This window comes from Providencia zhijiangensis (genome assembly GCF_030315915.2).
GTDB lineage: Bacteria > Pseudomonadota > Gammaproteobacteria > Enterobacterales > Enterobacteriaceae > Providencia > Providencia zhijiangensis.
This window is the reverse complement of record NZ_CP135990.1, coordinates 3070711-3084582: the sequence shown is the minus strand read 5'-3', so window position 1 is coordinate 3084582 and position 13872 is coordinate 3070711. Positions and strand designations below refer to the sequence as shown.

The window sequence follows — 13872 nt, the reverse complement described above, 5'->3', positions numbered from 1 at the left end:
CTTTTTTGTTTGTGACTGAATCAATCTTCTTGTTTTTCTTCAATCACTTTTTCATCTGAAAAACGGGCTTCAAGTGCGCTAACGCGTTGCTCCATTTTCATCAGTTTTTCGCGAGTGCGCAGCAAAACTTGTGTTTGAATATCAAACTCTTCACGGCTAACTAAATCTAATTTACCAAGCTGAGATTGCAGCAGTGAACGAAGCTTTTTATCAAAGTCTTCACCTAAGTCACGCACGCCTTTTGGTAATGCACCTTGAATTTGGCGGGCAACTTGTTCAATTTTTTTCGGATCGAGCATTCGCGGGTCCTTCAGTTTCAATATAACTTCAGTTTCAAAATAAATAATGTGGGGTAGTGTAATACCTGCGGCGTTACGAATAAACCACCTTCTGACATTATTATAAAAACCCAGCCTTTCATCTTGTTTTTATTGGCGAAAAGTGTGAGTAAGTTTCCACTTTATCGTTTGTTCGTTGCACCATTGAATTATTGGAGTTATATTAATTGCGTAATCTCAGGGCGGGGTGAAAGTCCCCACCGGCGGTAACATGCATCGCGCATGAAGCCCGCGAGCGCTTTGTTATCTTTGGCGTTATTGTCATGGATAGGAAAGGTCAGCAGATCCAGTGTGAATCTGGAGCCGACGGTTATAGTCCGGATGGGAGAGAATCACTGTATCTGCATGCTTGTACCTTTTAGGTGCAACATTGTTCTACATATTGAATGGCGAAACGGCTGTTAAGTCGTTGTGTTTATTCATTTCTCGTACTCCTAAGACTGCCCTGGTTCTGGTAACTCAAATATTGTTAATTTAAGAAGGTTTTTACCATGAATCAGACGCTACTTTCCGAATTCGGTAATCCAACCGAGCGTGTTGAAAATGCAATTGAAGCCCTGCGCCAAGGCAAAGGTATCTTAGTTCTCGATGATGAAGATCGTGAGAATGAAGGTGACTTAGTGTTTGCAGCAGAAACCATGACCACAGAGCAAATGGCAATGACCATTCGCTATAGCAGTGGCATTGTGTGCCTGTGTATTACGGAAGAACGCCGTAAGCAGCTTGATATTCCGATGATGGTGGAAAAAAACACCAGCCAAAACCAAACCGGTTTTACGGTCACTATCGAAGCGGCAAAAGGCGTAACGACAGGCGTTTCTGCGGCTGATCGTATCACGACGATTAAAACCGCAATTGCGGACAATGCGGTACCTGCGGATATTAACCGCCCAGGCCACGTATTCCCTCTGCGCGCTCGTGAAGGTGGGGTATTAACTCGCCGTGGTCATACCGAAGCGACAATTGACTTAGCTGTACTGGCAGGTTTTAAACCCGCTGGAGTACTGTGTGAGTTAACCAACGATGATGGCAGCATGGCGCGTGCGCCAGATGTAGTGAAGTTTGCTCGTGAGCACAACATGACCGTTGTGACTATCGAAGACTTAGTGAACTACCGCCTTCAGGTGGAAAAAAAAGCCAGCTAATTTGCTAGGTTTTTAAAACGTTTTGCATACAGAGTCATCGGCCACAAAGTTGCACACCTTTGTGGCCTCTTCAAATTTTTTGATGATCATTCTCATAATTCCCCCACTGTGTTTTTTCTAAAAAAGGGTATGCTGATACTCATTATCCTTCTAGTGGAATTGAGGTCATCATGTCGACAAATAACCAACACTTAACCCATCGAATGCCTGCGGTATTTATCGGTCATGGTAGCCCGATGAACGCGATTAATCATAATTCGTACACTGAAGCATGGGAAAAACTGGGCAAAACCTTGCCTAGACCGCGTGCGATTTTGGTGATCTCAGCACACTGGTATACCCGTGGAACGGCGATCACGGCGATGATTAAACCGAAAACTATCCATGATTTTGGTGGTTTCCCTGAAGCTTTATACCAAATAGAGTATCCAGCACCGGGTTCTCCAGAACTGGCTAAACAGGTGGCTGAATTACTGTCTCCAGAACCAATTCATCAAGATAAAGAGGAATGGGGGCTTGATCACGGCACATGGGAAATTTTAGTCCGTATGTATCCTCAAGCGGATATCCCTGTTGTTCAGCTCAGCATTGATGGTACGAAACCCGCAGCTTGGCATTATGAGCTGGGGAAAAAGCTGGCGACATTACGAAATGAAGGGATATTGATTATGGGCAGCGGTAACGTGGTTCATAATTTAAGAGCGATGGATTGGCAAAATGCTAATGCAGCACCTTATCCTTGGGCGACCTCTTTTGAGCAGTTTGTGTATGACAATTTACGCAGTCACGAGCAGCCGCATCCACTCACAAAAGGGTTAGATCGTGAAGATGGTAAATTATCGAATCCATCTCCAGAACACTTTTTACCTATCTTACCTATTTTAGGGACTTGGGATGGTGAAGAAGGGATAAGTACGCCTGTGGAAGGCATTGTTTCTGCATCGCTGAGCATGTTGTCAGTGCAAATCGGTTAATACTTTCGAATCAGTTTATGCTTTCAGGTTGGTTAATACTGAGAATAAAAAATAAGAAAGCGGCACGAAATAGCTCGTTGCCGCTTTCTTTTTATCAGACACCCTGTTTTATCAAACTAACAAAATATTAGTCGATAATAATATGTGGGTAAAAACGTGATAAATCCTGAGTAATCAGTTCTTTATCTTCACGAATACAGATACCCGCAGGTTGGTCGTTAACTAACCAGCTTCCCACTAATGTGTAGCTGCCTTCAAATTTTGGCAGTGAGTGGAATTGCTGGATAATCATCCCTTCTTCACCATAAGGACCATCCGCAGAAGCGATTTCTTTGCCATTTTCGATGACGCGAATATTCGCACCTTCACGAGAAAATAGCGGTTTAATCACATAGCTTTCAAGCTCTGGTTTGTTACCATCCGCAAAGTAAGCTGGTAACAAGTTTGGATGATCAGGGAACATTTCCCATAACATTGGCAGCAACGCTTTGTTGGAAATAATACTTTTCCAAGCTGGCTCTAACCAACGTACACCCGCATCTTGCAGTTTGGTTGAGAAGATTTCTCTGAGCATAAATTCCCATGGATACAGTTTGAACAGGTTACTAATGACCTGATCTTGTGTATCGGTGAATTCACCTTTTTCACCCAGCCCGATTTCATCCATATACAGGAATTCGGTCGCTACGCCAGCTTCGTTTGCACAGTCTTGCAGATATTGCACCGTGCCACGATCCTCTTCGGTATCTTGGCAGCAAGCCATATGTAGCAAGCGGAAACCGTATTGATCTTTAAGCTCACCAAAACGCTCAATCAGCTGCTCTTGAATACTGTTAAATTGGTCAGCATTTTCTGGCAGTTTTCCAGCTTCGATTTGGTCTTCTAACCAAATCCATTGGAAGAACGCTGATTCATACAGTGACGTTGGTGTATCTGCGTTATTTTCCAGTAACTTAGGTGGATTTACGCCATCGTAAGCTAAGTCTAGGCGGGAATATAATGAAGGCTGCTCACTTTTCCACGAACTACGGACAAATTCCCAACAGTGTTTAGGAATTTGGAAGCGAGCGAGTAATTCGTCGCTTTCAACAACGCGCTCAACCACTTTTAAACACATTTGGTGAATTTCAGCGGTGGCTTCTTCAATTTCTTCAACTTGCGCTAGCGTGAATTGGTAATAGGCATCTTCAGACCAGTACGGCTCGCCGTACATGGTGTGAAAGTGAAAACCAAACTCATCTGCTTTTTCGCGCCAGTTAGGACGCTCTACAATAGGAACACGTTTCATTACTTATCAACCACCCATTGAACGGGAAGAGGATGAGCTGGATTTCGCGGACGAAGATGAACGTTGCGCTGTCGCTTGTTTGTTGACTGTGTCACCGAAGCCGCCACGCGTAATGGTGGAGGTGGTGGCAGGTTTTGGTGCCATAGCGGTTTTTGGTACGCTCATTGAACGACCGCCAGCAACGGCAGGACCATAACTTTTACCCGTCGCATCAACAAATTTACCATTTGCTGGGCTGGCTGGGTTTTTAGAGCTAAACAGTGGTTGAGATGGTGCGCTACCGCCCATCATACGGCCCATCATGTAGCCCATCATTAATGGCATCCACATGCTGCCACTACTTTGTGGTTGAGCAGCTGGCTCACCGGCTGCTGGAGTGCTTGTACCTGCGATGCCTGCTTGAGCTGGCGCCTGAGTACACATCGCTTCACCAAATTCTGCCACGCAATCTTCTTGAGTTGCGTATTTTGGCGCTGTTTTAGCGGCTTCATTCAATGCGTTGTTATACGCAAGGGTACATTGGTCTGCTTGAGATGGATTCGCTTGGCTACAGTCTTGCGCGTTAGTGTACAGAGACACAGTTTCATCGCTCTCTTCACACGCAGACAGCATAAATACAGCACTGACCGCCACAGCGACAGGGGCTAAACGGTATGAGCGCCAAGACTTACGGAAGGCGTTCTGATTAATATTTTTGGTACGCTTCATGGTCATGGTAATTACCTTGAATGAATAATAAGTAAGGGGTTCGAGATGTTGCCCTTAGAATAGGGGATATAGGATAAAAATTAAAGTACAAATGCTGCACAAATAATGGGAAATGATGGATTTAGCGAAATTGATTCCATTTTTGCATATTGTTGGTGAAATCTAATGCTGAGTAATTCCTATTTTTCTTTGATATCAATAAATTAATTATGATGATTTTTTGACTATGGTTGCAATTAAGTTTAGTCAGAATTGACTGAATTTTAAGAGTTAGATGAATAAATAATACAGTAAGTTATTCATTATATAGAGGACAGATAAATTCGCGTTATTTCAAAATAAGCGCTTGGATGATAGGGCTAAAAAAATAGCCCGCTATTTGGGCGAGCTATTTTCATCGACTCAATTAAATGATTATTTAATTTTTGGTGCAGTCGAGTTGCGAATAATGCTGTCAGGTGAAGTTTGGATCTCTTTACCTAAGCTGGCATTTAAACGCGCAATATCATCTTCGTTTAACGTACCACGTGCAAATTCGATGTTCAGTTGGTTGATCATATAATCGTAACGGGCATTAGACAGGTTTTGCTTCGCTTGATACAGCGCAGTTGTTGCTGTTAACACGTCAACGATAGTACGAGTTCCCACTTGGTAGCCCGCTTCCATTGCATCTAATGAGCTCTGCGCTGAAACAACAACTTGTTTATAAGCGTTGATGCTACTGATTGATGATGTCACGTTGTTATACGATGAACGAACCAATTGGATAACGTTACGGTAAACGCTTTCCAGTTGTTCGCTCGCACTTTGGAAACCATATTGTGCTTGTTCAACTTGTGAACTTACTGCTCCGCCAGAATATAATGGCAGGCTTAATGTTAAGCCGATACTGTTTTGGCCATTGTAGCTGTTATTTGCGCCACCAGAACGATCATAACCACTACCATGCTGGTAGGTGTTTGCAACGCTAGTTGATGCATCTAAGCCAACGGTTGGCATATGGCCAGTTTCTGCTAAACGGATGTTTTCACGAGAAACGTCTTGCGCTAAACGGGCACTCAGTAAGCTCAGGTTACGTTGCTCTGCTTCTTTTAAGATAGATTCAACATCGTCTGGATTAGCGGTTTTGAAGCGATCGATATTTAAAGAGGCTAACTGGCTGTAGTAAACACCGCTGACTTGGCGAAGTTTTTCAACCGCGTTAACTAAATCATTGCGACCAGCGACTTCTTGTGCAATCACGCTATCGTAATTTGCACGGGCGTTTTGCACGTCAGTGATTGCGACTAAGCCGACGTTAAAACGTTGCGTTGTTTGGTCTAACTGGCGGTAAACCGCTTCTTTGTTGGCTTGGATGTAAGATAATGCATCAATGGCTTTCAGTACGTTAAAATAAGCCGTTGCAGTATCTAAAATAAGCTGTTGCTGGCTTGTCTGATAGGTAACATCAGAAATTCCTGCGGTTTTTTCTTGAAGATCCAACTGACGCCATTTTGACATGTCAAACACAGTCTGGGTCAATTTTAATGACGCATTAAGACCCGTGCTTTCGGTATTGCTTGCATCACGGTAACCGCTGCCATAGGTTGCTCCAGCGCCTAAACCTAATTGCGGTAACAGCGGGCTACGTGCTTCGTTGATTTTCTCAAAAGCCTGATTACGCTCAGCAAATGACTTTCTGAGTTCCGGGTTACTGTCTTTGGATTTTTGGTAAACCTGAAGTAAATCTTCTGCGTAACTATTAGCACTGAGACCCACAAAACTCATCGCAATAAAAAGGGGAAGCAGTTTCTTCATTTTGATTCCTTGATTAAACAGCAAATTATATGGAGCCTGTTGTCTAAAACTTATCATATTACGGACGATGATAGGCTGTTGGAACTCTGAAAAGAGAGACCGTTCTCAAAACAGACCCTATTGTTGCTCATAAATTTGAATAATGGCGCACATTGTAACAGAGGTGTGGCACGGAAAACGGTAGCCTTTTGTGCCATTTAGTCTCAATTAGTTTAAACATTACCTCATCTAAGGTTAAAAAACCTTAAAAACTAATTTCATCCTTCCATCTTTGTTAGTATAAAAATGAAGGGATTAGGAGACTATCAATGAATAATAAAATCGAAAACCCGATTAAATACAGTAAAAATGATATTGAAATTATATCTAAGCGTAAATTATTTAACGGTTTTTTTCAAATGATTGAATACCGATTTAAACATCGATTATTTGAAGGTGGCTGGAGTAAAGAAATTGTTCGCGAAGTGTTTGAAAGAGGGCATGCGGGGGCAATACTGCCTTATGATCCACAAACCGATAATGTTGTGTTAATCGAGCAAATTCGATTCCCTGCTTTCGAATCAAGCGAAACGCCATGGTTGCTAGAGATAGTGGCGGGAATGATAGAAGAAAATGAATCCCCCGAAGAGGTGGTTCGCCGCGAATCAACGGAAGAAGCGGGTCTCACCATTGGACGTATAGAAAAATCGATTAGCTATTTATCAAGCCCTGGAGGCACTAGCGAGCGGATTCATGTTTTTGTTGGAGAGGTCGATAGTTCGTTGGCAAAAGGCATTCATGGCTTGGCCTCGGAAAATGAAGATATTCGAGTGCATGTAGTGAGCCGAGAGCAAGCTTATCAATGGGTTGAAGAGGGTAAAATTGATAATGCGGCCACCGTGATTGCCATTCAATGGCTACAATTGAATCATCAAAAGCTGCATGAAAAATGGGTGAAACTGATTTAAATAACCATTAATCTAGTGAAGTGTGTGCTGATTAGCAGATATTTAATGGATAGTTAGGTTAAAATCAGTGACCTACGCACTTCATGGTTTAGGTGATAATACTTAGCGCTATTTTTAAGGAAAAAGGAAGACTTTGGACAGCCAGCTTAAAGTGACTGCTAATAACCCTAAAGTTATTAGAATATTACAAGTTACTGATACGCATCTTTTTGCTGATACGGAAAACACCCTTTTAGGGATCAATACTTACCGAAGCTATCAGGCGGTACTTGATGCGATTGCAGAACAAAACTTACCTGTCGATTTAATCGTCGCCACAGGGGATCTCGTTCAAGACCAATCACCTAAGGCCTATCAACATTTTGCGGCTGGGATTGAGCGTATTCCTGCACCTTGCGTTTGGCTACCGGGAAATCATGATTATCCCCCCGCGATGGTAGGCACCTTAAAAATTGCCGGTATTTCGAGTGCTAAGCAGGTCTTTATTGGTGATGACTGGCAAATTTTAATGCTAGATAGCCAATTACAAGATGTTGCTCACGGTGAGCTTTCTGAGCAGCAACTGGAATGGATGAAACAGTGTTTAGACGAGCAGCCGACACGCACGACACTGATTATGCTGCATCATCATCCATTACCTTCTGGCTGCACTTGGTTAGATCAGCACAGTTTACGAAATTCACATATTTTGGCGGACCATCTTAAAAACTACCCTAATGTGAAAGCGATGCTGTGTGGGCATATTCACCAAGAGATGGATGAGAATTGGCACGGTATCCGTTTATTAGCAACACCATCGACCTGTGTACAGTTCAAGCCTCACTGCACCAATTTTGCTTTAGATTCGGTTGCTCCGGGCTGGCGCTATCTGGAGCTAACGGTGAATGAGCAAGGGGAAAAAGTGATTGAAACCCAAGTTTATCGTTTAAATACTCAGGAATTTAGCCCTGACTTTGACTCAGATGGTTACTAATGGCAACATTACTGTATATCCACGGGTTTAATAGCTCACCACTGTCTGAGAAAGCGAATAATCTGAAACAGTGGTTGGCAGAGCATTATCCTCAGATCAACATGATTGTTCCGCAATTGCCTAATTTTCCTCAGCAAGCAGCTAAGCTACTCGATGATATCCTTGCGGAACATCAGCATGAAACAATCGGTTTAGTGGGTTCCTCACTGGGTGGTTATTTCTCCATTTATTTTTCTGAGCGTTATCAAATTCCCGCAGTATTAGTGAATCCGGCGGTGCGCCCGTTTGATTTACTCAGTGACTATCTTGGAGAAAACACCAATCCATATACCCATGAAACGTATGTGTTAGAACCCAAACATATGCATGAGTTGAAGGCTCTGCATCTCGAAAAGATACGTTCGCCAAACTTACTTTGGTTATTGCAGCAAATGGGGGACGAGGTACTTGATTATCGTCAAGCCGTTGCCTATCTTTCAGAGTGTAAGCAAACGGTGGAACCGGATGGGGATCATGCATTTGCTGGGTTTGAACGTTATTTCCCGCAGATCATTCGCTTTTTGTCTCTGGTTGATAACGCAGAGAAATAGTGCGAAAACGCCAATACACTGTTATTATCAACAGTAATCTACTGATTGAATAACCCCAATCTTCTTGAATTATTTAGGGTATAGTTCAATTAATCATCTATTACCGCAGAATGACAACATGACTCAATCTAGTTATAACGCAGAGGACATTGAAGTTCTCAGTGGTTTGGAGCCTGTTCGCCGTCGTCCTGGCATGTATACCGACACCAGCCGACCGAACCATTTGGCTCAAGAAGTAATTGATAACAGTGTCGATGAAGCCTTAGCTGGACATGCCGGACACATCCAAGTGATTTTATACCCTGATCAATCCCTCGAAGTGATTGATGATGGGCGTGGTATGCCTGTTGATATCCACCCAGAAATGAAAGTCTCCGCGGTTGAGCTGATTTTAGGGCAACTGCATGCTGGGGGAAAATTCTCCAATAAAAACTATCAATTTTCGGGTGGTTTGCACGGTGTAGGTATCTCCGTGGTCAATGCGTTATCAAAGCGTATTGAAGTCACGGTTCGCCGTGATGGTCAGGTTTATCAAATTGCGTTTGAAAATGGCGAAAAAGTCGAAGATTTACAAGTCATTGGTACTTGTGGCAAACGTAACACCGGAACCAGTGTCCATTTCTGGCCTGATGAAAGCTATTTTGATAGCCCGCGTTTCTCTGTTTCGCGTTTAACGCATAACTTAAAAGCTAAAGCCGTTTTATGCCCTGGCGTACAAATTACGTTTAAGGATCTGCTCAATGAAACTGAGCAAAGCTGGTGCTATAGCGATGGGTTAACCGACTACTTAATGGAATCGGTGGATGGCTTTGAAGCACTGCCTGCCAAGCCGTTTACCGGTGAATTCTCTGCGGAAGTTGAAGCCGCTCAATGGGCGCTATTATGGTTGCCTGAAGGTGGTGAGCTACTGACGGAAAGCTATGTTAACTTGATCCCAACAGCGCAGGGCGGTACTCACGTTAATGGGTTACGCCAAGGCTTACTCGATGCGATGCGCGAATTCTGTGAATTCCGTAATATTTTGCCGCGCGGAGTGAAGTTATCTGCGGATGATATTTGGGATCGCTGCGCCTATGTTTTATCGGTGAAAATGCAAGATCCGCAATTTGCAGGGCAGACGAAAGAGCGCCTTTCTTCTCGTCAATGTGCAGCGTTTGTTTCTGGCGTGGTGAAAGATGCCTTTAGCTTATGGCTAAACCAGAACGTCCAAGTCGCTGAGCAATTGGCTGAAATGGCGATTTCTAGCGCCCAGCGTCGTCTGCGTGCTGCGAAAAAAGTGGTGCGTAAGAAACTTACGAGTGGCCCAGCATTGCCGGGTAAATTGGCGGATTGTAGCTCTCAAGATCTCTCCATGACAGAACTGTTCTTAGTGGAAGGGGACTCGGCGGGCGGGTCGGCGAAGCAAGCGCGTGATCGTGAATATCAAGCCATCATGCCGCTGCGCGGTAAGATCCTCAATACGTGGGAAGTCTCTTCAGATGAGGTTTTAGCCTCCCAAGAAGTTCACGATATTTCTGTCGCGATTGGTATGGATCCTGATAGTGAAGATATTTCTCAGCTACGATACGGAAAAGTCTGTATTCTCGCGGATGCGGACTCCGATGGACTGCACATTGCCACATTGTTGTGTGCCTTGTTTGTGCGCCATTTCCCTAAATTGGTGAAAGAGGGGCATGTCTATATGGCAATGCCGCCACTGTATCGTATCGATTTAGGCAAAGAGACTTACTACGCATTAGACGAAAGTGAAAAAAATGCGGTATTGGAAAGATTAAGCCGTAAAAAAGGCAAACCAAACGTCCAGCGCTTTAAAGGACTGGGTGAAATGAACCCGCCACAATTGCGTGAAACGACGTTAGATCCAAATACTCGCCGCCTCGTTCAGTTAACTATCGATGATGATAATTACACAGAAACTATGTCGAAGATGGACATGCTTCTGGCTAAAAAACGCTCGGAAGATCGTCGTAACTGGCTGCAAGAAAAAGGCGACACGGCAGAAATTGAGGTCTGATCATAATCGGATGAATAAGAGTAAGGAACGTATTGAATGAGTGAAATTACTCATGACGGTGTGGAGCGTTTACCGCTTCATGCCTTTACTGAAAACGCCTATCTGAACTACTCGATGTACGTCATCATGGATAGAGCGTTGCCATTTATCGGCGATGGACTTAAACCTGTTCAGCGCCGAATTGTGTATGCCATGTCCGAATTGGGGCTGAGCAACACGGCAAAATATAAGAAATCAGCCAGAACCGTCGGTGACGTATTAGGTAAATATCATCCACACGGTGATAGCGCCTGTTATGAAGCGATGGTGTTAATGGCGCAGCCATTCTCCTACCGTTATCCGTTGGTCGATGGTCAAGGTAACTGGGGGGCTCCGGATGATCCGAAATCCTTCGCAGCGATGCGTTATACCGAATCTCGTTTATCAAAATATGCAGAAGTTCTGCTCAGCGAATTAGGTCACGGTACCGTTGATTGGGTACCTAACTTTGACGGCACATTAAATGAGCCGAAAATGTTGCCTGCCCGTCTGCCAAATATTTTATTAAATGGTACTACGGGGATCGCCGTGGGTATGGCGACCGATATTCCACCACACAATGCCCGCGAAGTGGCAAGTGCGCTGGTGGCGCTACTGGAAAAACCAAAGTTAAATCTTGATGAGATCATGCAGTTTATTCCGGGGCCTGATTACCCAACGGAAGCTGAAATTATCTCTTCACCGGAAGATATCCGTAAGGTTTATCAAAACGGTCGTGGCTCAGTGCGTATGCGTGCGGTATGGGAAAAGGAAGATGGTAATGCGGTAATCACCGCGCTACCTCATCAAGTTTCCGGTGCTAAAATTCTTGAGCAGATTGCGAACCAGATGCGTGCGAAAAAGCTGCCAATGGTCGAAGATCTGCGTGATGAATCGGATCATGAAAATCCAACGCGTTTAGTGATCGTTCCGCGCAGCAACCGCGTGGATCTCGATCAAGTGATGACCCACTTATTTGCAACGACAGATCTTGAAAGAAGCTATCGTGTTAACTTAAACATGATTGGCTTAGATAACCGCCCAGCAGTGAAAGGGCTGGTGGAGATCCTCACCGAGTGGATCACTTATCGTCGTCAGACGGTACGTAATCGCCTAAACCACCGTTTAGAAAAAGTATTAAGACGCCTGCATATTTTGGATGGTTTACTCATCGCTTATTTGAATATCGATGAAGTGATTGAAATCATTCGTAATGAAGATGAGCCAAAAGCCGTCTTAATGTCGCGCTTTAATATTACGGATACCCAAGCCGAAGCGATTTTAGAATTAAAACTGCGTCACTTAGCGAAACTCGAAGAGATGAAAATTCGCGGTGAACAGGATGAATTAGCCAAAGAGCGTGATGAGTTACAAGCGATTTTAGGCTCAGAGGCTCGTCTGAATACTTTGATTAAAAAAGAGATTCAGGCAGATGCTAAAGCCTATGGTGATGATCGTCGTTCGCCGCTGCAAGAGCGCGAAGAAGCTAAAGCACTTAGCGAGCATGAAATTCTGCCATCGGAGCCGATTACTGTCGTCCTGTCTGACATGGGGTGGGTGCGTAGTGCGAAAGGGCATGATATCGAGCCAAGTAATCTGAGCTACAAAGCAGGGGATAGTTTCAAAGGTGCTGCCCGTGGTAAGTCTAATCAAGCGGCGGTATTCCTTGATACCACAGGACGTAGCTATTCTGTCGACCCGCTGGAATTACCTTCTGCACGTAGTCAAGGTGAGCCGTTAACCGGGAAATTAACACTTCCACCTGGCGCGACGATTGAGCATGTGCTGATGGCGCCGGAAGAGCAGAAATATTTAATGGCGTCTGATGCGGGTTATGGTTTTATTTGCACCTTTAATGATTTGGTGACAAAGAATAAAACCGGTAAGGCGTTGATGTCGTTGCCTGAAAATGCAAAAGTCATGGCACCGATTGAGCTAAATAACGAAAAAGAAGATTTGTTATTAGCCATCACGAAAGCCGGTCGCATGTTATTATTCCCTGTGTCTGACCTCCCGCAATTATCCAAAGGGAAGGGGAATAAAATCATTAACATCACAGGGGCGCAAGCCGCAAGTGGTGAAGACTTACTGGTTTGGTTAATGGTGATCCCACCTCGAGCCTCGATCACACTCTATTTTGGTAAGCGTAAACTGAAATTTAAATCAGAAGACTTACAGAAATACCGTGCAGAGCGTGGACGTAAAGGAACATCGTTACCGCGTGGTTTACATAACATTGAACGTATTGATGTTGATTCTGTAGATACAGAGTAAAAATAACAATAATTCAAGGGCTTGGTTAAAGCCCTTTTCATAAGTTAAGGAATATTATGCTAGCGCTAATTAGAGCTATCATTGTGATCATATTTACGATTTGTGTGTGTGTAGGTGGCAGTATCTACTGCCTATTTAGCCCACGAAATCCAAGACATGTGATGACGTTTGGTCGTATGTTTGGGCGTTTGTCCCATGTGTTCGGTATTAAAATGATTGACCGCGTTCCGGAAAAAGCGAAGGATTACGGCCCAAGTATTTATATCGGTAACCACCAAAATAACTATGACATGGTCACTATGTCGAATGGTGTTCAACCAAGAACCGTTACCGTGGGTAAAAAGAGCCTTGTTTTGATCCCATTCTTTGGCTTCTTATACTGGATCACGGGAAATATTTTGATTGACCGTGGTAACCGTTCAAAAGCCCATAACACCATTTCCCAAGTTGCTGAGCAGATTAAATCTCGTAAGATTTCAGTCTGGATGTTTCCTGAAGGTACACGTAGCCGTGGACGTGGCTTACTGCCATTTAAAACGGGTGCATTCCATGCTGCGATTGCTGCTGGCGTACCAATTGTGCCTGTGTGTGTGTCTACGACACAGAACAAAATCAGTTTGAACCGTTGGAATAATGGTCATGTGATTATTGAAATGTTGGATCCGATTGATACCTCGAAATACTCTAAAGATCAGGTTCGCGAACTGTCGGAATATTGTCATGACTTGATGGAAGCTAAAATCAAAGAGTTAGATAAAGAAGTTGAAGAGTTGAATAAACGCTAATTTCAACAGTTCTATCAGTTT

Annotated in this window: 12 protein-coding genes and 1 riboswitch; of the genes, 8 read left to right on the top strand and 4 right to left on the bottom strand. The window is 43.8% G+C overall.

Going from position 1 to position 13872, the window contains the following annotated elements; translation table 11 throughout:
* Positions 1-20 precede the first annotated feature (20 nt).
* Positions 21-299: a ubiquinone biosynthesis accessory factor UbiK gene (gene ubiK, locus QS795_RS14035; protein ID WP_006662951.1), complete on the bottom strand. Its 279-nt coding sequence runs from the start codon at positions 297-299 to the stop codon at positions 21-23.
* Between the two features lie 208 nt (positions 300-507).
* Positions 508-675: riboswitch (FMN riboswitch) on the top strand.
* Between the two features lie 154 nt (positions 676-829).
* Here ubiK and ribB point away from each other — a divergent pair.
* Both ribB and ygiD read left to right on the top strand, forming a co-directional pair.
* Positions 830-1483 carry a 3,4-dihydroxy-2-butanone-4-phosphate synthase gene (gene ribB, locus QS795_RS14030; protein ID WP_154603389.1) on the top strand — a complete coding sequence of 218 codons (654 nt, stop codon included), beginning with the start codon at positions 830-832 and terminating at the stop codon, positions 1481-1483.
* 170 nt (positions 1484-1653) lie between these two features.
* Positions 1654-2457 carry a 4,5-DOPA-extradiol-dioxygenase gene (gene ygiD / locus QS795_RS14025; protein ID WP_286270565.1) on the top strand — a complete coding sequence of 268 codons (804 nt, stop codon included), beginning with the start codon at positions 1654-1656 and terminating at the stop codon, positions 2455-2457.
* 127 nt (positions 2458-2584) lie between these two features.
* Here the strand turns inward: ygiD and QS795_RS14020 are convergent, their stop codons facing one another.
* The 3 genes from QS795_RS14020 to tolC form a co-directional block, all read right to left on the bottom strand.
* Positions 2585-3745, bottom strand: coding sequence for a glutathionylspermidine synthase family protein (locus QS795_RS14020; protein WP_154603388.1), 1161 nt, complete (start codon positions 3743-3745; stop codon positions 2585-2587).
* Positions 3746-3751: 6 nt separating this feature from the next.
* Positions 3752-4459 carry a DUF1190 family protein gene (locus QS795_RS14015; protein ID WP_154638764.1) on the bottom strand — a complete coding sequence of 236 codons (708 nt, stop codon included), beginning with the start codon at positions 4457-4459 and terminating at the stop codon, positions 3752-3754.
* A 408-nt stretch (positions 4460-4867) separates the two neighbouring features.
* Positions 4868-6250 carry an outer membrane channel protein TolC gene (gene tolC, locus QS795_RS14010; RefSeq protein WP_154603386.1) on the bottom strand — a complete coding sequence of 461 codons (1383 nt, stop codon included), beginning with the start codon at positions 6248-6250 and terminating at the stop codon, positions 4868-4870.
* A 308-nt stretch (positions 6251-6558) separates the two neighbouring features.
* Between tolC and nudF the strand changes: the two genes are divergently transcribed.
* The 6 genes from nudF to QS795_RS13980 all read left to right on the top strand — a co-directional run bounded on the left by nudF (position 6559) and on the right by QS795_RS13980 (position 13851).
* The gene (nudF, locus tag QS795_RS14005; RefSeq protein WP_154603385.1) at positions 6559-7197 is read left to right on the top strand and encodes an ADP-ribose diphosphatase; all 639 of its coding nucleotides are present in this window, start codon (positions 6559-6561) and stop codon (positions 7195-7197) included.
* A 133-nt stretch (positions 7198-7330) separates the two neighbouring features.
* Positions 7331-8170 (top strand): 3',5'-cyclic-AMP phosphodiesterase, encoded by an 840-nt coding sequence (gene cpdA / locus QS795_RS14000; RefSeq protein WP_286270568.1) that lies wholly within the window; start codon positions 7331-7333, stop codon positions 8168-8170.
* Complete coding sequence (gene yqiA, locus QS795_RS13995) at positions 8170-8760, top strand: esterase YqiA (RefSeq protein ID WP_286270571.1); 591 nt, start codon at positions 8170-8172, stop codon at positions 8758-8760. Before cpdA ends, yqiA begins: the two co-directional genes overlap by 1 nt.
* A 118-nt stretch (positions 8761-8878) precedes the next feature.
* Positions 8879-10774 (top strand): DNA topoisomerase IV subunit B, encoded by a 1896-nt coding sequence (gene parE, locus QS795_RS13990; protein WP_036956276.1) that lies wholly within the window; start codon positions 8879-8881, stop codon positions 10772-10774.
* A gap of 36 nt (positions 10775-10810) precedes the next feature.
* Complete coding sequence (gene parC / locus QS795_RS13985) at positions 10811-13066, top strand: DNA topoisomerase IV subunit A (protein ID WP_154603383.1); 2256 nt, start codon at positions 10811-10813, stop codon at positions 13064-13066.
* Between the two features lie 56 nt (positions 13067-13122).
* Positions 13123-13851, top strand: coding sequence for a 1-acylglycerol-3-phosphate O-acyltransferase (locus tag QS795_RS13980; protein WP_154603382.1), 729 nt, complete (start codon positions 13123-13125; stop codon positions 13849-13851).
* The last annotated feature ends 21 nt before the right edge of the window (positions 13852-13872 follow it).

What these genes read in the sequence shown, in the direction of transcription:
- ubiK (WP_006662951.1), bottom strand. Translation starts at nt 299, where the DNA reads ATGCTCGATCCGAAAAAAATTGAACAAGTTGCCCGCCAAATTCAAGGT.
- ribB (WP_154603389.1), top strand. Translation starts at nt 830, where the DNA reads ATGAATCAGACGCTACTTTCCGAATTCGGTAATCCAACCGAGCGTGTT.
- ygiD (WP_286270565.1), top strand. Translation starts at nt 1,654, where the DNA reads ATGTCGACAAATAACCAACACTTAACCCATCGAATGCCTGCGGTATTT.
- QS795_RS14020 (WP_154603388.1), bottom strand. Translation starts at nt 3,745, where the DNA reads ATGAAACGTGTTCCTATTGTAGAGCGTCCTAACTGGCGCGAAAAAGCA.
- QS795_RS14015 (WP_154638764.1), bottom strand. Translation starts at nt 4,459, where the DNA reads ATGACCATGAAGCGTACCAAAAATATTAATCAGAACGCCTTCCGTAAG.
- tolC (WP_154603386.1), bottom strand. Translation starts at nt 6,250, where the DNA reads ATGAAGAAACTGCTTCCCCTTTTTATTGCGATGAGTTTTGTGGGTCTC.
- nudF (WP_154603385.1), top strand. Translation starts at nt 6,559, where the DNA reads ATGAATAATAAAATCGAAAACCCGATTAAATACAGTAAAAATGATATT.
- yqiA (WP_286270571.1), top strand. Translation starts at nt 8,170, where the DNA reads ATGGCAACATTACTGTATATCCACGGGTTTAATAGCTCACCACTGTCT.
- parE (WP_036956276.1), top strand. Translation starts at nt 8,879, where the DNA reads ATGACTCAATCTAGTTATAACGCAGAGGACATTGAAGTTCTCAGTGGT.
- parC (WP_154603383.1), top strand. Translation starts at nt 10,811, where the DNA reads ATGAGTGAAATTACTCATGACGGTGTGGAGCGTTTACCGCTTCATGCC.
- QS795_RS13980 (WP_154603382.1), top strand. Translation starts at nt 13,123, where the DNA reads ATGCTAGCGCTAATTAGAGCTATCATTGTGATCATATTTACGATTTGT.